At 40.5% G+C, this 21,262-nt stretch carries 14 protein-coding genes; 4 read left to right on the top strand and 10 right to left on the bottom strand.

Annotated features, from left to right (window positions below):
• Window positions 1–24: 24 nt before the first annotated feature.
• The 7 genes from B2W36_RS19915 to B2W36_RS19885 form a co-directional block, all read right to left on the bottom strand.
• Complete coding sequence (locus tag B2W36_RS19915) at window positions 25–1,884, bottom strand: PQQ-binding-like beta-propeller repeat protein (protein ID WP_293889351.1); 1,860 nt, start codon at window positions 1,882–1,884, stop codon at window positions 25–27.
• Between the two features lie 176 nt (window positions 1,885–2,060).
• Window positions 2,061–3,920, bottom strand: coding sequence for a RagB/SusD family nutrient uptake outer membrane protein (locus B2W36_RS19910; protein WP_293884161.1), 1,860 nt, complete (start codon window positions 3,918–3,920; stop codon window positions 2,061–2,063).
• 11 nt (window positions 3,921–3,931) lie between these two features.
• Window positions 3,932–7,393, bottom strand: a complete 3,462-nt coding sequence (locus B2W36_RS19905; RefSeq protein WP_293884163.1) for a SusC/RagA family TonB-linked outer membrane protein — start codon at window positions 7,391–7,393, stop codon at window positions 3,932–3,934.
• A 52-nt stretch (window positions 7,394–7,445) separates the two neighbouring features.
• Entirely contained in the window at window positions 7,446–8,687 is a 1,242-nt protein-coding gene (locus B2W36_RS19900; protein ID WP_293884165.1) for an exo-beta-N-acetylmuramidase NamZ family protein, read from the bottom strand.
• 433 nt (window positions 8,688–9,120) lie between these two features.
• Window positions 9,121–9,768 carry an N-acetylmuramoyl-L-alanine amidase gene (locus B2W36_RS19895; RefSeq protein ID WP_293889350.1) on the bottom strand — a complete coding sequence of 216 codons (648 nt, stop codon included), beginning with the start codon at window positions 9,766–9,768 and terminating at the stop codon, window positions 9,121–9,123.
• Between the two features lie 82 nt (window positions 9,769–9,850).
• Entirely contained in the window at window positions 9,851–11,434 is a 1,584-nt protein-coding gene (locus tag B2W36_RS19890; RefSeq protein WP_293889349.1) for a SusD/RagB family nutrient-binding outer membrane lipoprotein, read from the bottom strand.
• 5 nt (window positions 11,435–11,439) lie between these two features.
• Window positions 11,440–14,484: a SusC/RagA family TonB-linked outer membrane protein gene (locus tag B2W36_RS19885; protein WP_293889348.1), complete on the bottom strand. Its 3,045-nt coding sequence runs from the start codon at window positions 14,482–14,484 to the stop codon at window positions 11,440–11,442.
• A 609-nt stretch (window positions 14,485–15,093) separates the two neighbouring features.
• On the opposite strand from B2W36_RS19885, the gene B2W36_RS19880 reads away from it, so the two are divergent.
• Window positions 15,094–15,741 carry a DUF6266 family protein gene (locus B2W36_RS19880; protein WP_293889347.1) on the top strand — a complete coding sequence of 216 codons (648 nt, stop codon included), beginning with the start codon at window positions 15,094–15,096 and terminating at the stop codon, window positions 15,739–15,741.
• Between the two features lie 16 nt (window positions 15,742–15,757).
• Here B2W36_RS19880 and B2W36_RS19875 read toward each other — a convergent pair whose 3' ends face one another.
• The 3 genes from B2W36_RS19875 to nagA all read right to left on the bottom strand — a co-directional run bounded on the left by B2W36_RS19875 (window position 15,758) and on the right by nagA (window position 19,286).
• Window positions 15,758–16,312, bottom strand: coding sequence for an acyl-CoA thioesterase (locus B2W36_RS19875; RefSeq protein ID WP_293889346.1), 555 nt, complete (start codon window positions 16,310–16,312; stop codon window positions 15,758–15,760).
• A 147-nt stretch (window positions 16,313–16,459) separates the two neighbouring features.
• Entirely contained in the window at window positions 16,460–18,085 is a 1,626-nt protein-coding gene (locus B2W36_RS19870) for a glycoside hydrolase family 10 protein (RefSeq protein WP_293884179.1), read from the bottom strand.
• A 94-nt stretch (window positions 18,086–18,179) separates the two neighbouring features.
• Window positions 18,180–19,286 (bottom strand): N-acetylglucosamine-6-phosphate deacetylase, encoded by a 1,107-nt coding sequence (nagA, locus tag B2W36_RS19865; protein ID WP_293884181.1) that lies wholly within the window; start codon window positions 19,284–19,286, stop codon window positions 18,180–18,182.
• A gap of 145 nt (window positions 19,287–19,431) precedes the next feature.
• On the opposite strand from nagA, the gene B2W36_RS19860 reads away from it, so the two are divergent.
• Genes B2W36_RS19860 through B2W36_RS19850 form a run of 3 tightly spaced genes read left to right on the top strand, consistent with a single transcriptional unit; the run spans window position 19,432 to window position 20,877 of the window.
• Window positions 19,432–19,563: a DUF6728 family protein gene (locus B2W36_RS19860; RefSeq protein WP_293884183.1), complete on the top strand. Its 132-nt coding sequence runs from the start codon at window positions 19,432–19,434 to the stop codon at window positions 19,561–19,563.
• Window positions 19,564–19,575: 12 nt separating this feature from the next.
• Window positions 19,576–19,962, top strand: coding sequence for a RidA family protein (locus B2W36_RS19855; protein ID WP_293884185.1), 387 nt, complete (start codon window positions 19,576–19,578; stop codon window positions 19,960–19,962).
• Window positions 19,963–19,965: 3 nt separating this feature from the next.
• A complete protein-coding gene (locus B2W36_RS19850; RefSeq protein WP_293889345.1) occupies window positions 19,966–20,877 on the top strand; it encodes an EamA family transporter in 912 nt (303 codons plus the stop codon).
• The last annotated feature ends 385 nt before the right edge of the window (window positions 20,878–21,262 follow it).

The raw sequence follows: 21,262 nt of genomic DNA, 5'->3' as shown, positions 1-21,262 counted from the left end.
AAAAAGATCTTTACGTCCACTTGTTTAAAATGCTAACGACACTATTTTACCATCCATTGTGCTCGAAATCACACCTTTTTGACCATTTATTGCAACGGGATTTAGCATTCCATTCGATATTTTATATTGCCATACAACTTCGCCTGTTTTTGCGCTTACTGCAGAAAGTAAACCCGAATGACTCGGCACAAACACCAATCTACCGTTTGTACTAATAGCCGACGGCGTCAACTCATAAGGCAACTTCAATGCAGACTTCCAAACAACATCCATGCTGTTTCCAGCCACCGATACACCCAACAGATCACCATCCATTGTCTTTACATAAACCAATTTACGATCTGCAGAAAGTCCCATCGACTCCCGTACTCGAATTGTATCTCTTTTTTCCCGCCAAATAACTGCTCCTGATTTCGCATCCAGCGCTGTCATAAAACGATCGGGCGCAACCACAAAAACACGATTATTTACGCCCACTGGATTACATGCAGCAGCAGAAAACATGCGATTGGTCTGTCCATTGTTCCATTCCCAGGAAAGACGACCTGTCTTGGCATTCAGGGCATAAAACTCATTACTCCATGAACCGAAAATTACATTACCCAAATAATAGGTCGGTAATGTTGACACAAATCCTTTGACCTGATCAAAACTCCATTTTACAGCACCTGTTTTAATATCCAACGCTCTAAACTTACCATCAGAACCGCCGATAAAAGCAACGCCATCGTGTAGTAATGGCGATCCCAAAACCGCCTTCTCTGTCTGCACCTTCCACAGTAATCGACCATTCCGAGCATCCACGGCATAAATTGCATGATCCGATGATCCAGCCACCACGATTCCTTTCGAAACTGCAGGCGTGGAATACACTTTACCACCAGTACGGAATGCCCACAACTTCCTGCCGGTCTTTAAATCGAGTGCAAAGATATCTCCGGCAGTGTTTGATGTAATCACGCTATTTTTGTAAACCGTCAGTCCCGCTCCGATATCACTTGCATCTTCAAAAGTCCAATTGACCTTAACTTGATTGGCATATTTTGTATTGACAGCATAACTAGGTCGTGGGTAAGTCGCGGTTTCATTTTCAAAATGATGATTGAAAAGAGGGACAACGAGCCAGGGCTTTTCCTGGGTACCCATTCCCGGGTTACGCTCTTGATAAGTGGCCTTACCGTCTGCAATGGTTACAATATTATAACCACCAATTTCCTTATTTGCCCGCAGATTAGAGCGCCCCATTACACCAGGAATTCCTTCCCAATCGTATAATTTATTGATATGCCCATGCCCACAAAACGCCAGCTGAACATTTCGAGTTTTGACCCTTTTCAAGGCGTCAAACCAGTTATTCAACGATGAATCTTGTGGATAGTGGTTAATATAGATCAATGGTAGCTGTTTATCCGGGTTCGCGGCAAAAACAGAGTCCATCCAGACCAGATTTTCGCGTGGAATCTGACCAGGGCTCATCCGCATGTTTGGACCAGAATTGGTCCCCATAAATGCATAGCCTTTGTGCTTGAAGAAAAAAGTTTCACCACCAAAAACGGTGCGAAAAGTATTCGCTCCATTTTCAGACCAATTTCCATCATGATTCCCCGGAATAACATACCAGGGAAGCTGCAAGCTATCCAAAATACGCTTAGCCAGCTTGAGCTCATGATCAGCACCAAACTCGGTGATATCACCAGACAGTATCACGAAATCAATATCTTTCACCGTATTTAGATCCTTTACTGTACGTCGCAAATCTTCCGCTCCTGTTGCACCGCCAACATGCGTATCGGTCACGTGAGCGAATTTGAAAGACTGCTGTGCAATCGAGACATTAAAAATGCAAGATAATGCAATAAAAAAGGTAATAATTGGAAACCTCATGCGTAATGTTTTCTTAAAAATAGCGTTTTTATGCATAAAACAGAAATAATATTGCGTTTTTATGCAAAAGCAATGTTAGATATTGGTTGAGATGCGCCTAGACAGCATTCGCTATTAGAGCATAAAAAAGCCTTGTCTATAAACATAGACAAGGCTTAATAGATATGTAAATTAAATTACCACCCTTTAGTTTGGGTTAACTTATAACCTTTGGCAGCATATTCATTCACCTGCTCTAATCCAACAGGCGCAATATAAGAGCGATCTGTAAATGATTCCCGGTTGCGTACGTCCTCAACGCGATAATAACCAATTAACTTATCGCCATTCGTACCATCATACGAAATGGTATTACCATTCGCATCCACCACTTTCAACAAACCTTTTTTGCTATCCACCAACAAGGCCGGCATATCTTGTTTAACATTGATCCAAGGACCCAAGAAATAGTCGTTGTTTTTGCTGAAATCCATGTAATTCAACTTCTTCCAACGCTTGATATCAAGCAGACGTAATCCTTCATAAACAAACTCCATACGTCGCTCACGTCTGATTTCCCACATCAACGGCGAAACGTCAGCATCGCGGGAAGGATCATTTGCAATGGCGCCAACTTGCAATGGAGCTGTTTTCTGAACACCCTTTGCAACCGCAACAGCGTCAAGTGGACGATTACGGATCGCATTAATGGATTTATCGATATCAGTCTGTGTCACTGCAACACCACCGAAACCTTCTGCCAAAATTTGCTTCGCCTCAACCCAGTTCAGCACAACTTCCGCCAGGCGGATCACAGGAGCATCCGAGGTATTTGTACTGGAAGCCCAAGCTGCCGGATAAGTTTTGCCCAAATAACCCAAAGCTTCTCGGGATGCAAACTTATACGCATAGAAAAGTGTCGACGAAGATGTTAGGGGTTTCTCGTAGATGGAAGCCTCAAAACGTGGATCACGCGTAAGCGCCAGATCTTTCAGCGTAAAGCTATTTGCATTTGCCAAAGAAGAACTTTGCCATGGCTTACCGTCGTTACAGATAAAAGATTTAATCAACACAAGATTAGCAGCATTACTCTGGCCTTCTGTACCATTACTATACGATCCTACACTATGCGTTGCGCTTTTCGTAGCATCATAAGCGCGGTACATAATCACCTCCTTATTAGCACTTAAATCATCCGAAGCAAATAAGCTTTTGAAATCACTGCTAAAATTATAGGCATTGGAAGCCATAACAACTTCCGCGGCTTTTTGTGCCATTTCAAGGTATTTTTTTGCTCTTTCCTTATCTAAATTGTGATAATACAAAAAGGAACCTTCAAACAACATCAGTCTGGAGATAAACGATGCCGCCACATATTTATTCAAATATTGCTTACCATCATTTGTACGCATATTATCCAGTACATACTGAAAATCGTCATACACATGATCCATTACTACCGCACGGCTGTCGCGATCCTTGTACATCAAATCCAGTTCAGTATCTTTCAATTCCTTATCATAATAAGGTACGTCACCAAACACTTCGACCAATCGGCTATACTCAAACCCTCTGAAAAAACGAGCTACCGCCATCCAATGACGGTACGTTTCATCATTGATATTCGGTTTGGTTTTGTTCTCAATACGGTCGATAAAGATATTTGCTTTGCGCACATAAGTAAAACTCCAAGTTGGACCCGCATACTCACGGATCATTTCAGGAGTTTCCATTAAAGCTATCGTGCTGGAATATTGATTTTTTCGACTTGTAGGAATCGTATTCTCAAAATTATCCTGAATATTTTTCTTCGTTAGATCATCCGAAAAATCATAACCTGTCACCGGCGCATAAGCCTTAGCGAAACCTGTATTATATCCCGTAAAATAATTGGCATAAAAACCGTTAGCGTACAGGCGCAGCGCAAGTTCGTTGCCCCAACCTTTATCATCTTCCAAGCTTGTCAACTGATTACGATCAAGCACGTCTTTATTACAGGATGATAGCACCAACGTTGCTCCAAGCGCCAAAAATGCTATTTTCTTTGTAAATTTCATTGTTGTAAATTTTAAAAATTAACCTGAACACCAAACGACACCGACTTAAACATTGGTGTACCAACACCTGTTCTACCCGAGTTATAATTTGTAGCATTAAAAATAGAAAATCCATTGATTGCCTCTGGGTCTACCGGTAAGCCGTTCAGCTTATCAAAAGTGAAGAAGTTTTCCAATGAAGTATATACTCTTGCCGTTTTGATAAATGCTTTTCGCGTCAATGTCGACGGAAAGGTATAACCCAATGTGATATTTTTAATACGTAAATACGACATATCCAATAGGTAACGGGACTGTTTAACCATATTGTTTGCATCATTGCTTGCCGCATTATTATATGCTCTCGGATAGAAAGCACCTGTATGGTCTGCCGACCAGAAATTATCAGCAATTGCTGAAGGCATAGCACCATCCGAAGCGTTATAACCAGGAATCGTCAAGAAACCATTACCCCAGATCTGACGTTTTCCAACCCCCTGCATAAATCCAGAAAGATCAAAGCCCTTATAGTCAAATCCCAAACGGAAGCCGTATTCATAACGCGGTGTTTCGTTACCGATAATCTCCATATCACCATGATCATCCAAGGTACCAGCTCCGGCATTAATCTGACCATCGCCATTCAAGTCAGTAAATTTCACGTCACCAGGACCAAATTTAAAATTACTGCTTGTCGGGAAGGTATTGTAAGCGCCGTTAGGATCTGAAAGCTTATTAAATTTCTTTTTATTAATTTCAATCTCCACCATCTTTCCCGAAGCATCATATTCAAAATCACCCGCCTGATATAATCTATCAGTACGATAACCCCAGATTTCACCCACATCTTTACCATTATAGTAATCTGAAATTACCCGCGTGTTTGTATATTGCAGAATAGTCGTTTTCGCATCCGATAACGTTCCTCTGACATTAAAGCCAAAGCCGCCTTCAAAACGATGGTTAAAATCTAAAGCGAGTTCCCATCCTTGTGTACGTAAGGCGCCAAAGTTACCCTGTGGTGCAGGAGCTCCAAAAGTTGCACTAACATCACCACTTGGGACGATCATGTTTTTAGTATCTCTTCTATACCAATCGAAAACTAATCCCAATTTATTTTTGAACATGCGCATATCCAAACCTATGTCTGTCGTTTCAATACGCTGCCACTTCAATTCACTTCTTACTGCCGAAGGAGTTCCAATCGTAAAATAACGGCTACCGTCAGCACCCAACCAAGCTACATCCCCCGGTATCATGGTCGATGTGTATAAACTTGGAGGTACAGTTTGATCACCAATAGATCCCCACGAACCTCTAAACTTCAACTGATTAAGTGTAGGTTTAGCCCATTCCATAAAACTCTCTTCCGAAGCTACCCAACCTGCCGAGAAAGATGGGAACCATTGCCATTTCAAATCTTTCGGAAATTTCGAAGAACCATCATAGCGAATGTTTGCCTCCACAAGGTATTTATTTTTATAGGCATAATTTACACGTCCGAAATAGCCTAGTTGTGCCTCCCATGCAGCATCACCTTTCGCCAATTGCGCAGACGTATTTACACCGAAACCCAATTGTGGATTACGAATATCCAATAAGTTAAATGTTTGCGAAGAGTTCATATCATAATCCAACGTCACACGGTTAACACCGGCAATAAATTTGAAATCATGATCATCGTCCAGATTTAAATCATAGGTCGTGAACGCATTGATAGTATTATTACGACGAGCACCTGAAGCTCTCAAAAAGTGATCAGGATTTGCTCCATTAGCCGTATACGTATAGTAATTCAGATCATATGCAGCCATCGCTCCTGTAGCACCTGCAGCAACCACCTGACCATCAGAATTTACATAGATCGGATTACCCGAAGCATCTTTTCTCGCTACACCCGCAACCCAAGAATCTGCCGCAGTAAAACGTGTACCAGGCTGCGTTGTGATTTCCTCTTGATTGGAGAATGTGTAATCAAAATCAACTTTCCAGTTCTTCTTGATATTCACAGTTGCTCCTAAATTCAAATTGATGTAGTTATTTTGGAAACTCGCCGTATTTGCGGAAGACGTCTCGCTCCATGGGCTACGAATCATATTACCTCTGTCGTCATACCCCATCGGATACAATGAGCTCCAGCGATAGAGATACAACCACGGATCTGCGGTCGTTGAACTTGTTGTATAAGGGTACTCTTTTTTACGGCGCGACACCATAGCACCACCGCGCACCGTTAAATATTTATTAATATCAGAGGATATGCGCAATGCCGCATTTGTACGGTTAAACTTGTCATGATCCGTTGTTTTCATCATACCAGACTGACTCAACAACCCCATGCTCAAATTATATTGTGTCTTACCCGATGTACCCGAAATACTTAAATCATGCTGAGAAGTAGGGGCAGCCTTACGGATCATATAATCCTCTACGTTGTAGGTACGAACACCATACTTTTTAGTAGGTTCGGCAGGATTGACATACCAATCACGGCCATAAACAGTAGGATCATTAGCACCAATGGAGTTACCGTAATTCTTTTTCCAATCCAATGCCCGCTGATAGCTTTCGCGGTTAATTTTGTAAAAAGCACCTGTCTCAGATTCCCCGACACGTTCAGCTGCTTCCAAAGAGTATTTGAGCGCATTCACATCGCCCATATTATAATCTACGGCAGAGTTCTGGAAGGAGAAGTTATTGGAATAATTGATATTGAAGCTATCGCCACCCTTTGCTCCTTTTTTTGTGGTAATCAATACCACACCAAATGCAGCTTTAGCACCATAAATAGAAGAAGCAGCTGCATCCTTCAGTACCGAAATAGACTCGACATCAGCAGGATTAACCAATTGGATACTTGGAATCTCCACATTATCCAATAAAATAAGCGGACTAGATCCCCCAGCAATCGAACCCATTTGACCACGGATTTTCATCACCGGATCGGAACCAACTTCTCCACTAGGCACCACAACAGTCAGACCCGGTGTCGTACCTTGAATACCGCGGCCAACATCTGCAATAGCACGGCCCTGAAGATTATCCTTTACATTAATAGTAGAAACAGCACCAGTTAAGTTACCTTTTTTCTGAGTACCGTACCCCACCACCACAACTTCATCCAACGCTTGATTATCGTCGGCTAGCGTCACATCAAGCGAACCTGAAGTTACGGAAACTTCCTTCGTCACGTATCCAACAGATGAAAAACGCAACTTGCTCCCCACGGCAGCTGTAATTTTAAATTGTCCTTGAGCATCGGTCTTTGTTGACGCAGTACCGCCAATCAAAAATACACTTACCCCAGAGACTGGACCTTTTCCATCCTTTACAGTACCTTGCACCGTATTTTGAACCGCACCTTTTGCAGAAGAACGTAGAAGAGCGCTTGTTAAATTACCACTGTTCAACGTACCTTCTTTCTTTGTAAAAGAATAGGATTCAGAAGGAAAACTCAATCCAAGAGCAACAGAAAATAGTACAAATTTTCTCATTGATTATAGAGTTTTAAAATAAATGATTCTAGTTAATATTTGTTAGTTATTGCTATTCAAAATCAGTGTAAAGCAGATACTTTTGACGCATTTGCTTATATGCTTTTAAGTCATCGGACCACGACGCACGAATCTGTTTCTCGGATTGACCAGCAAGGATCTGCTTTCGTAATTGATCAGTGCCTGCCAGTTTATCAAAAAATTCAGGCCGTGCAAAAAAAGTGGATTTATCCGGCGTCTTTTGATAAAAATCCAATAGATATTTTAAGGTGAATTTTTGACTCGCTGGATCTAAAGCCCGTAGGTCTATACCATAATTTGTAGCCCCTTTTCCTTCCACATGCTTCGACATACCATGGCGTTCGCCGGGGGTAAACGTAAAAGAACCGTATACCGGATTTGTATATCCTAAAACCTGAAAAGGCCAATCTGTACCACGTCCTACCGAAATGTCAGTCCCTTCGAAAAGGCACAATGAAAGATATAAACGTACAGACAGGGGATTGGGTAAACTTGGCGAGGGAACTACGGGCAAATCATACATTGTTTTGTGATCCCAGTTTTGCACCTTCACAATCTGTATATCCGCCTGGCGCCCATTCTCCAACCAACGTTCTCCATTGATCATCTGTGCAAGCTCTCCAATAGTCAGACCGTGAATCATAGCTATCTTATGCCAAGACACATCGGATTTAAATTTATCGTCATGCCTTACAGGACCATCTACTTGATCGCCATTTGGGTTTGGGCGATCTAGAATGATCAGTTTTTTATTATGTTTTGCACAAAGTTCCATGACACGATGCAATGAAGTGATATAGGTATAAAAACGCGCACCCACATCTTGTAGATCGAAAATCATGACATCAATGGAATTCACAATGGAATCCTGCTTTTTATTGCCACCATATAATGTAAACAAAGGCAAACCTGTTTTCTGATCCACATCATTCCCAAACTTCTCGCCACGTTCAACATTACCACGGAAACCGTGCTCAGGAGCAAAAGCAAACTTTAAGTCAACTTTGTTCTCCATCAATACATCAACAAGATGCTTTTTATCGGAACCAACAATCGAGGTTTGATTCCCCATAATACCTACCTTCTTACCTTTTAATTGAGGCAGATATAAATCGAGCTGGTCCGCTCCTGGCAGAATCACATTCTCCGCAGCCCCCGCTACGCGTATCCCATTTGCCGTATTGACCTGAGCAGACTTTAGTGAACTGCCGCAAGAGACAAAACCGGCAATCGAAATCACAAAGGCAAGTTTTAATAAGGTAGTTTTCATCATAAATAGACTTTTAGCTCATGCAGAAATGCAGTTTTATGCATGAATAATTGAAAATCAGGATAAAAGTAAGTAGAAGTTTTCGTTTTTAAAACAAAACTTGTCATAAAAACGCAAAAGAAAGTAAGTATTCACTTTTATATTGAATACTCAAAACTCTTGAACGTTAATAAAAAACGATAAAAAGATGGATTAGACCAAAACACAAGGAGCTCTTTAACAGTAACTTAAGAAGAATCTTACAATAGATAGTATGCTTATAAAAGCGCAAATAGAAGCGACAAATGCAACAAGTATGATACAATCAACACTATTTAACAACGTGGCAAAATACAGCAAACCCGCAAAACATAGCGCACTTTGGGTATAATTTAGAATTATATTGCGAAAGCAAGCAAGAAAATGCTATAAGTGGAATTTCGCTTTCCAGTTTTACTTAAGGAAGAGAATTTAATTTTAAATCATTCAGCTCGGATCGCAATTCATTCATGAATTTATCACCCGGATCGTCTTTACCTGTAATATAATTTGGATCTGTCTCTTTCCACCAACTTGTCTTTTTAAAACGCTGATATTCATGGTGTCCCAAGACGAATTCTATCGGGTATTTTTTGCTGAGATAGCGAATCAGTTCTTCATTAGCTTTCAGTTGTGCATTGGTTAGTGGAAACTGACGGCTACCGATATTCTCGATACCGATCGCACAATAGTTGAGCCCTATTGTATGTCGCGCAAAGATAGAATCGGGCAGAAATTGGTAAATAGTGCCATCACGATCAATGACAAATTGGGAAGATACATTCAAAGCACTTGCTTTGGTCAGCTCAGGTCTTCCCGGCAGTTTCACCGGATTGAAAGTGTTGAATGTTGCTTTCACACTATTGTTTGCAGTCCAGTGCACAACAACCATTTTAGGATGAATAATCGGGGCTGACTGGGTTAGACCATGTCTATTTTTCAAATAATCCAAGGAAAGCTGTATTCGTTCCTGATTCCAAGTAATTGGTTTTTGAATGATGTTGGGAGATTGGGCGAAAAGACACCATGAACAAAACAATTGTCCTAATAAAACTATTTTTCTCATAAATAACCAAATATAAAAAGACCTACTTTATGCATTAATACTTTACTTATATAAATAAAAAAGGGGAGTTCCCCTTTTTTATTTATTCTTTGACGTTGAACCATAAAGGCGTAAGTAAACGATATTTTTCCGTATTATTTCCGACCGCATCTGGATTTCGTGTTTGCTCATTGCTTTCGTAAATCATTGCTTGTATCCATTGGTTTTGATTATTTAAGTCAAAGATTGTCGCATTTAAATTGGTAGGTCTCTTTAAACTTGGCCCATAGATTACAGAATTATAATCCATCCTCCTCATATCAACCCAAGTTTCCGGATTCAAACAAAGTGATATATATTTCTGTCTCATTATATGACTTAATCCGTTATCAAGCATACTAAAATGTTGAGAAAGGCCATCTGCTACTTGAGCGTTCCAGTATTTAGTAATATCAGCTGCAGAAACGCCTAATTTTCGCATATTAGACTTAACACCTTCTTCGTAAGCAACTAATGCACCATTAGAATCTCCCTTTCTCAACTTTGCTTCTGCTTCGATTAACTTTACCTCCGAATAGGTAATGAAAGCAAAAGGAGATGTAGTATTTGTGTAATACCCACTTTTACTAAACCTTCCATAATCCTCCGGTTTTACCTTAGTTTTGTCACCTTGACTACCATCAGCAAGAACCCCTTGACCGTTGGTTATAAAATCACCAGCGCCGGGCCCTCTATATTTTCCGTCAGATGCTGCTCCCTTCATTATTTTGCTTATTCGAGGATCTTCGTATAATTTATTAGAGACAGGAAACGCAGTTAACATATTAACAAAAAATTGTGTCCAAGCGAAATACCTTGGATTAGTTTCACTTTCAAATCCACCCCAACTCGACCATGGGTTCTCATCAATTAATTGACCTCCGCTTAAATAAGGGAATTCAGCATCCATTCCATCTGCGTCAAATCCCTTTGCACAAGCTGCTATAATTTCATCAGCATTATAGATAGCAGATTTTTTACTGAGATGATTATAATATCTAGCTTTCAATGACCAAGCAAACTTAATCCATTTTGACACATCTCCTTGGTACAACAGATCACCTTTTTTTGCATCTAAACCTCTCTTATTATTGGGGTTTTCAAGAGCAGTAATAGCCTCATCGAGGAGTTTTTGAATCCGCTCATAAACCTCTTTTTGTGTGTTAAATTTAGGCTTTAATACAACTTGATCTTTACCGTTATAATAATCATCCACTACTATACTCCCATACTGACTGGTCAGCAACCCAAAATTTAATGCTAACAATATTTTCCCTACACCGACAAAATGAGGGTTTCCTTCTTCTTCGCCTAAATTAATTATATCGACACAATTAGGCATTGTATTCACATAGGCATTTTGCCACAGGAAGTAAGAAGCCGTAAATCTCCAATTTGCAGCAGCATATCCTCCAGAACTTGCGGTCTGAAGTCCTCCATATTGCATTACCCCTGCTAGCTCCCTCGTTCCCCGCCATTGAGCAGCACCACTGGATGTTGTTATTGCACCAGCCAGACGGCTGGCAGCCTCTACTCTAGCTGGATTATTTGGATCTTCATTGACATCCAGATACTTACTACAAGATGATAATCCCATCCCAATTGTAATTATGTAAAAAATGCTATATTTTTTTAATTTATTTTTCATAAGTTTTAAAAGGAAAATTTCAACCCTAAATCAATACCTCTTGTCGCAGGAACACCAAGGTTATCAAAACCAAATGAACCGGACCCACCGACACCTGCACCACTACCTGATACTTCAGGATCGACGCCAGAATAATCTGTGAATAATAATAAATTTCTTCCTGTCAATGTAAATTGTAAATTCTGCAATTTCAATTTCTTCGCCAATGAAGATGGAGCTTTATAATTTAAGCTAACGTAACGCAAACGAACCCAACTACCATCCTCAACAAAATTTTTGGAATTTTTTGCATATAAGGTCTGATAATAATCTTGATTCAAAGGAATTGCCAAACCATTAACTTGTCCAGTAGATTCTATAACCCCTGGTATCACCATATTATCACGATTTTGCGTTAAAGGGCTCAAACCAGAGTTCACGAGAGTATAAGCAGTTGCATTAAAAACATCACCGCCTTGACGGAAATCCCACATAAAAGATAAACCAAAATCTCTATACTTAAATGTATTTGTAATTCCTGCTATCCAATCGGGATTGCGATCACCAACCAACTGCATAGAAGATGCAACTTGTGGACGACCATTATTATCTAATAAATACTGTCCTTGATCGTTTGTTTTCCAGACATTACCGTTTATTCCAAAGACTGTACCATTCAAAAAAGCCGCAGCCTGCGCGGCATTATCCGTAACCCAAGCATCCGACAACTCTACACGATCTAAACTACCTGGCAAACTCAGGACTTTCGCCTTATTTGCACTAAAATTTAAATCTAACGACCATTGAAAACTTTCTTTCTTTATCGCCTGAATATTGATTATACCTTCCCATCCTTTGTTTTCTATTGCTCCCCCGTTGAGGTAAGCAAGAAATGAGCCTGAAGACGGTGGTGTCCTGGTACCTAAAATCTGATCATCAGATTTAGTTTTATACCAAGTTACATCAAGCCCCACACGATTATTTATAAATCTTAAATCTACGCCTACTTCATAAGAATTTGTGAACTCTGGCTTCAGATTAGGATTGCCAAAATAATCGGTAATATTCGTAATGAATCCCCTAGGATTTATTGTAAAATCATTTATATAAGTACCCAAAGTCGTTCGTAAAACGTGGGCAGGAGCATCTTTTCCAACCTGTGCCCAGGCTCCACGCAGCTTTGCATAAGATAAAATCCCTGTAGATTCACTTGCATAAATTTCTTTAACAAGGTCAGTTAGCACAACTGATGTGCTAATAGAGGGATAAAAGAAAGAATTATTCGACTTTGGTAGTGTTGAGGACCAATCGTTTCGTCCTCTAAGATTCAAATAAACTATATTCTTCCAATCCATATTTAAATCTCCAAATACCCCCATTATTCTTCTCCTATTAATGGACTTGGAAACAGTACGATCAGCCTGAATGCTATTATTAATTCCGACAAAATCTGGATCAATAAAATTAATAGCCGTTGAAGTAGTTGTTTGCCTATAAGTGGACTCCAAATTATGTCCTACAGTCAAATTAAAGTTGAAATCACCATAGCTACGCTTCGCATTTGCTAAAAACGTTGAGGTCGTAATTTGATTATTAGCTGTCGATTCAGCCAAATAACCTGTTACACTCGTTTGGGATGTTGGAGCAGTTACACTCTGGAAATTCTCAGTATAATAATCTGTACCAATACGATAAGTTAAATTCAACCAGCTTAGTGGGTCATATGAAATATCCCCGACTGCCATAAAACGATTCACCTTATTCGTTATTGGTTTCTTATTTATTGTCCAATAAGCATTATCTACAGCACCATCCGAATTCTGGCTCAATAATTTTTGGGTTCCATCAACATTGACATATTCTTTCATATCAACATTCATCGGCCAATATATTGCCCCCATAACACCATTAGCACTACCTTGAGAAAAATATGTTCTTCCAGAATTTATATAGTTCATATTCGCTCCGATTTTCAAGTTATCGAAAATCTTATGATCAGCGTTTAAACGAAATGATTTTCTGTCGAAATCCATATTTTTGACAATTCCATTCTGGTTCAACAAAGAAGCAGAAGCATAAAAAGATGACCTTTCTGTGCTTCCTCCTGCTGTCAAATCGTGAACTTGAGAAACTGATGTTCGAAAGAATTCACCTAAATTATCATATATCTTATCTGATTGATCAAATTTTGGTCCCCAAGACAAATAGCTCTGTGGATCAAATTTGCCTTGTAGTCCTTGTTTATAAATTGACTGCAATTCGGGCAGCTTATTTACATTATCAATCGAAAAAGTTGTTCCGTAAGTTATTAGACCTTTTCCTGAGGATCCTTTTTTAGTTGTGATTACAACAGCCCCACTAGCCGCTCTTATACCATAAAGAGCTGCTGCAGCAGGCCCTTTCAATACGGAAATGCTCGCAATGTCTTCAGGATTAATATCGACCCCACGATTGGAAGCCGGTGCGGTACCAGCTCCCAACCCACCTTGGGAGACAGGAGTTGTATTATCGATAGGTATCCCATCAACAACAAATAGAGGTTGATTATTACCACTTAACGAGCTCCCCCCACGGATCATAATATTTGCTGAGGCGCCAGGTGATCCTCCTGAATTCGTAACTTGCACACCCGCTACCTTACCCTGAATAGCGTTAACGACATTTGCTTGATTAGATTCAGATATTTCTTTAGAACTCACATTTTGAACAGCGAAGCCTAAACTTCTAGCCTGCTGCTTGATTCCCATTGCCGTCACAACAACTTCTTCGAGAGCTTCCTCGCTACCAGAAAGTGCAACATTGATCGTCGCATTTGTGCCAACTAATTGTTGCCTTTCTTGAGAACCTACTGCTCTAAAAATCAAAATATCACCTGGCTCTGCACTGATCGTAAAACTGCCATCGGGCTTCGTTTGTGTACTGACAGCTTTACCTTTGATACTCACGGTGACATTGGCCATGTTACCTCCATCAGAAGCATTCGTCACTTTACCCGTTACAGTTTTGGTCTGCGCCCACAAGCTAGTGGAGAGCATCACCCCTGAACAGAATAAGAGAAATTTTTTATTCATGGTTTTTAGTTAGTTGTTAATAATTGCCCGCGACAGGAGGTTCCAGTCCACGGTTTTTTCAATTGCTACACAATACTATGAAAAGCATCGTATTTATGCAAGTTTATGCGCAATTATTTAAAAAAGAAATGACAACAAACACATTAACGCACAATTTAACAACAAAAAAACTGGCATTCCACCTCAAAATAGATACAAAACCGCACAGCTTAGCAAAATAAAAGCAAAACATCTCATAAAAACATCTAAAATCTTTATTAAAAGCGCCCATAGAACCTGTTTTACATTATTTGATGGTAAAAATATAGGCATAAATATAAAAAATCACCAATACATGCATCATCCAATAAATACCAGCGCGCTTACGCAGGCTTCCCCTGTCTACCACAATTTACGTTAACAAATAGATACCATTTTCGGAGATCCTTCGGTGCTTGTTCGGTACTTCCTCGGTACTTGCTCGGTGTTTCTTCGGTTGTAACCGAAGAAACACCGAGCAAGTACCGAGGAAGTTACGTAAAAATAACGAGAGAAGGCCGAACTTGATATTGACAAATACGTATTAGTTTGTTAACTTAAGGGAAAAATAAACACTAATTGATATCGATTATGGCAGTCATTAAAAACGGTGCCAACGGCACACTTTCGGGGAAAGCAGGATCAATAGTTTTTGTTACAAATGGAAACAAAACCTATGCAAGGGGCTTACCAAAGAAAAACACAAAAAAGCCTACTGTGAATCAAATCCAGTCGCGTTTAAGGTTTTCTCTCATCCAAAAATTCAGCTCCTCAATGCTCTATTTGTTACGGATCGGATTTAAAAACTATAACCCCAATAAAAAGGCTTATAGCAACGCCATGTCCTATAATCTTAATAATGCTATAGAAAAAACCGCAACGGGCTATGCCATCAACTATGAAAACTTCCGTATTAGTAAAGGAATCCTTAATCCGATTACCTCCTATAGATTTGAGATAGATAAAGAGACAGAAACATTCACCCTCTTCTGGGATTATGACACAAAGCTAAGTGTAGCTTCTGGCCTCAATGCAAGCAGCTGTCGACTGATTCTATCTGGCCCAGAAGAACTTGCATTTGCCAATGAGGGCATGAATACGCTTGTCCAACAAAAACAAACGGTAAAACTTCTAAGACAAGAGCATATTGGCACCTACCACATCTATGTGTTCTTCCATAAATCAGATGGAAGCGACGAATGTACAGACAGCAAATATCTAGGTACTGTCGAATGGTAGTGAAGCCTTCAATCTGCTACGGAGCAAGATTGATCTGTACATCAAAGTGTTTCTGAATATAAGCTTGCTGCTCGGCAGAGTCTGTTTCCATGTCGTGAATGGCACGATCTCTTTCTTTGTCAACTTCCATCTTCACCACACAGCGGTAGAACCGAAATATGTCTTTTTCAGTCTCCAGTATTAACCTCGGTACGCGGGCTGGCCTCCCTGTTTCATCTTTGGCCACCATCGTAAAGTAGGAGGAATTACAATGTTTGGTTTCGCCCGTCTGAATGTTCATCGCTTCTACTCGAATACCGACTTCCATAGATGAGTTGCCCACGTAATTTACCGAAGCGATCAAGGTAACGAGTTCGCCCACTTCAATAGGCTTCAAAAAATCCACTTTGCCAACCGAAGCCGTCACACAATAATGCGCTGAAAATTTGGAAGCAACAGCAAATGAGATCTGATCCATCAAGGACAAAATATAGCCCCCGTGAATTTTACCGCCAAAATTAGCATTGGATGGCAACATCAGCTGTGACATCCGAATCACAGAATCGCTTACTGTTTTATAGATTTCCTCCATACCTATAAATGTACATCGGATCGGTTACAATTCAAAGCAAAACATTGACAACTTGGTAAACACGGTTGGGGATAGTTAATTTCTCAAAAAAGGGATATCCGTAATACAGATATCCCTTTTCTTTAATCCTGATGGTCTGGAAACCACTTATTTTATATGCTCAGCAGCATACGGTCCTTCATTACTCAGACGATCGACAGCTTTTACCGCAACATACTGAAGCTTTTTGTTGTTCGATGTCATTGGGATCTCTTTACTCGTGACTCCAGTATCCAAAATCTCGTATTGCCATACCCCCCCATAGTTGAGATACAATACCCATTTTGCAACCTGATCAATTTGCTGATGCTGCCACTTCGCAAAAATATTTCCACCTTGCGGCGTTAGTAACAAGGATGGTTTCAAAAGTGGATTTGCATTTAACCAGGGACTTGTTGGCACCAGCGCTTTCACCTGGTAGGGTCCATTAACCAAAGCCTGTGTCATGGCCGGGTTTTTGGTCAGCCCTGCCAAACTCCAGTGGATTACACCCTCCCGATTATCAGGCAATAGTGTCCGTGCAGCCTCTACTTGATTAACAATTTCTTGAACATATTCTGTCCCGCGCCTGCCCACTGTATTGATACCCGGCCAAAGGTGGCGTCCCAAGGTATTTTCACTTTCCCACCATTTTAACAGCGCGGTATAACTCTGCTTAGCGGGTTGTATCGGCCAATACAATTGGGGAGCAAAATAGTCGATCCAACCTTTGTTCAACCATAATTTAGCATCCGCATAAAGCATATCATACTGACTCGATCCCTGGATCCCTGCCGGATAACCTGGTTTCCAGATGCCGAACGGGCTGATCCCAAATTTGACAAAATTCTTTTCCTTTTTAATATCTTTATAAATACGCTCGATAAAGGTGTTTACACTATTTCTCCGGAAGTCACCTCGGGAAAGCGTACCACCATTACGTTTGTATTCATTGTAACTATCCAAATCTGGAAAATCCTGGCCACCATTATATTCAGCATAAGGATAGAAGTAATCGTCAAAATGTACGCCATCGATATCATAACGTTTGACAATATCCATTACTACACGAGCAGCATGGTCCTGGGTAGATTGTTTGGATGGATCAAACCAGTAATACCCTTGTTTGAGTTTGACAACAGATTCGGGCATTTTACGTGCCATAGAAGCAGACGTAACAGCACCGCCAGCAGTATGATGTGCACGGTAAGGGTTTAACCAAACGTGAAGCTCGATCCCTCTTTTATGTGCCTGTTCTACCCAAAAATCTAGGGGATCATAATAAGGAGATGGTGCCTGCCCTTCTGTTCCCGTCAAAAAATATGACCAAGGCTCAAGATCACTTTTATAAAATGCATCTGCTGATGGACGCACCTGAAAAATTACTGCATTAAAATTATTATTTTTCAAGAAATCTAAAATACCTATAGCTTCCTGTTGCTGCTCTGCTGTACTCAGGTTATTTTTGCTCGGCCAATTGATATTGGCAACAGAGGCCACCCAGGCTGCACGAAACTCACGGGGTAAAGCTGGGAGATTGACGACAATGTCCTTCTTTTTCTCTGCAACTGGCTGCGCTTTTGTCTCAACTGTATTTTTCACCCGTTCGCGCTTAGGTAATGTGGGAGGATCCTTTTTTACAATTTCGACATTGGTCGTTGTGGTATTGACAGGCTCGTGTTTCTTATTTTTCTTGGATGAACAAGAAGATAAAACAAAAAGTGCTGTCGCTAAAAATAATAGGGAACGTTTCATCAATCTATAGAATAGTGTTTTTTCAAAATAACGAACGAAGATACATATAATATTAGTCAATCTTGGACAATGGGCCAATCTTCTGCGAAATGGATCAGCGCTTTAACTCGCCTTTAAAGATCACCTGTTCCAGCTGAAAATCGTCATTAAAGACAATGACATTCGCTATGCTTCCTGCATTTAGATTTCCGATATCCGCTCGCTTTAGCAGGTTTGCCGGATACACCGTCGCCATTCGGATCGCTTCATAGAGTGGTATGCCCACCTTTTGCACCGCATTTTTCACGCCCTCAAATAAGGAGATTGCCGCCCCCGAAATGGTTCCGTCCGGCAGCGAGTAATAGCCATCATTCAGTACATGCTGATAGATATCTTTATCGCAAGCGGCTACAGCATCGGTAATCATAAACAGACGCATTCCCATCTGACGTTTCGCAATTTTCACAGCTTCAAAGCTGACGTGATGCCCGTCGACAATAATACTTGCCCGCGCTGTCGAATGGTTAAAAATCGCGCCAACCAACCCAACTTCGCGATGGTGCAAAGGCGACATGGCGTTAAATAGATGGGTACTTGTTGGGATCCCAAGATCATAGCCGCGCGTTCCTTCTTCAAATGTAGCATCACTATGCCCAGCACTGAGCAGCAAATTATAACCCTGTAAATGCTGTAACAAATCGTCTGATATACATTCGGGTGCTATGGTCATCATCTTGACAACCTGATTTCCCGCCAAGAGCTCGTCAATCTTTTCCTTTGTAGGCTCGATGATTAATTCCGCAGGATGCGCACCTCGTTTTTTAGGATTCAAAAAGGGACCTTCTAGATGTAACCCTAAAAATGCATCGTGCCGGAAGCCTTCTGCCACGCGAATGGCATCCTTAAAGACGGGTATGGTATTGGTCGCCAGGGTCATCATAAAAGAAGTCGTGCCTTTACCGACCAAGCCCTCGGCGATGCGTTCCAAAGAGGCTACACTACGCTCGGCGGAATACAAGTCCGATCCGTCGCCATACAGTTGCAGATCGATCAGTCCTGCACAAATATTACACCCATTGACTGGATAACTGGTGTAATCCGTAGGCACATCATGCTTATCAACAATTGCGGCAATTTTACCTTCATTAATCAGTAATGCTTTTTCTTCAAAGATCGCCTCACCAGTATATATCTTACCTCCAATTAACGCTAGCTTATTCATAGATTTTTATTTCGTTTACCAATTTACCAAAATTCGAAAATATACTGTCCCTTGTAAACGATTTGTTTCACAGTCGATAAATGTACGCTCAAAGTTTTTGATCTTTTCATTTTAACTTTCTAATTTACTGTTGTAACTTAGTTCCATGTACTTATTTAGAAAGCGCAATGCAGAACGCCCGACGAATGGGAATATAAAAGCCATGCATATTATTAATGCAACGGCCATTATTGTCTTTTTATTGGGACTGATCTACAAAATATTTTTTACTTCCTAAACACTGTAATTCATGTCAAAAAAAGAAATCTTCAATACGGACAAAGCTCCGGCTGCAATAGGCCCCTATAACCAGGCGATTAAAGCTGGCAATACATTATATGTCTCTGGGCAAATCCCACTGGTTCCCGAAACAATGGAGTTAATTGCATCTGGTATAAAAGACGAGGCGCATCAGGTGCTGAAAAATATCGAAGCTATCCTGACAAATGCTGGATATACTTTTGAAGATGTTGTCAAAGCATCCATTTTCCTAAGTGATATGGAAAATTTTGCTTTAGTCAATGAAGTCTATGCTGAATATTTTAAAGAAGCCCAGCCAGCCCGGGAGTGTGTTGCGGTAAAAACATTGCCGAAGCATGTAAATGTCGAGATTTCAGTCATTGCGTGGAAAGATTAATCCGTGGAAAATAGCAACGAAACAGCAAGCCGCGGAAAATATCTTTTCGCGGCTTTTTTGGCTCCCTTTATTTGGGGATTTATGTCTATACCTGTAAGGTGGATACGTGGCTATCCTGCCGAAGATATCCTTTATTTTAGAATTATCACCGCCCTGTTGGTCTTATGGGTATACTTGCTTCTTTTTCGGAGAAAAATGCTAGCAGCTGATATTCGCAAATTTGGGCTTCTGTCACGGGCAGACAAGCTCATTCAAACGGGCCTTATGCTTGTAGTCTCCGCGCTGATTTTTGGGAACTGGTTTACTTACATCTATGCTGTCAACCATGTGAGCATTCAATCCGCCGCATTGGCCTATCTGACCTGCCCCCTAATTACCGCGGCAGGAGCCTATCTCATGCTCAAGGAAAAATTGACTGGATGGCAAAAAACTGCACTTTTCATCGCTTTCAGCAGCGTATGCCTACTGGCAAGAGGTTCATTGAATGATGTCCTATGGGCGATTACTATCGCATCCTGTTACGCGTTTTATCTGATCGTGCAACGGGTATCGACAGGCTTTGACAAGCTCAATCAATTGGTCCTTCAACTCAGTATATGTGCATTGTTTGTGATACCCAAACTGATCTATAATCATCACACCATCCCTAATGAGCCCGTGTTTTGGGGCACCATAGTGCTCATCGCATCTCTGTTTACGATCATCCCTCTTTTTTTGAGCATGTATGCCCTCATCGGCATTTCATCCACCACGACTGGTGTTCTTTTGTATATTAATCCGCTGATCGCATTTACTTTGGCAGCGACCTACTTTCACGAACCTGTCCCATTCATTAAGTATGTAGCTTATGGTATAATATTGATTGCGATAGCTATTTTCAACATTAGTAATTTGCGAAAGAGTAAAATGAATTAATTAAACTATACAGGCATAGTAAAAATTAACAATATTCTTTACAATTTCTCTGTAAATAAACATTTAAGAATACCTGATTTTTAACGTTAACATAATTCATGTATGTGAAATCAGTTTCCACTTCATAATTGATTTTAAAAAAGGTTGTTAGTTTTATCACAGTACTTTAAGAGTATACTTTTTCTGTACGATCAAGGCCTCAAGCACCCGATTTTATGTACCTGTCTTGTACCGACACTCCAGCATAGCTGTGCATTGCAAATATCTCATAAAACTGAAAAATCTAAAATTAGTATAGTAATTTTAAAAGAACAGAACTTCTCTGGTGCAAGCTTTTATTGCCAACTTTTCTATTTACCAACGGCCATCTAGGGCGCTGATCAAT

Source organism: Sphingobacterium sp. UBA3549, assembly GCF_002376635.1.
In the GTDB taxonomy this organism is placed as follows: domain Bacteria; phylum Bacteroidota; class Bacteroidia; order Sphingobacteriales; family Sphingobacteriaceae; genus Sphingobacterium.
The sequence above is the reverse complement of the archived record's forward strand: the minus strand, read 5'-3'. Positions and strand labels throughout refer to the sequence as shown.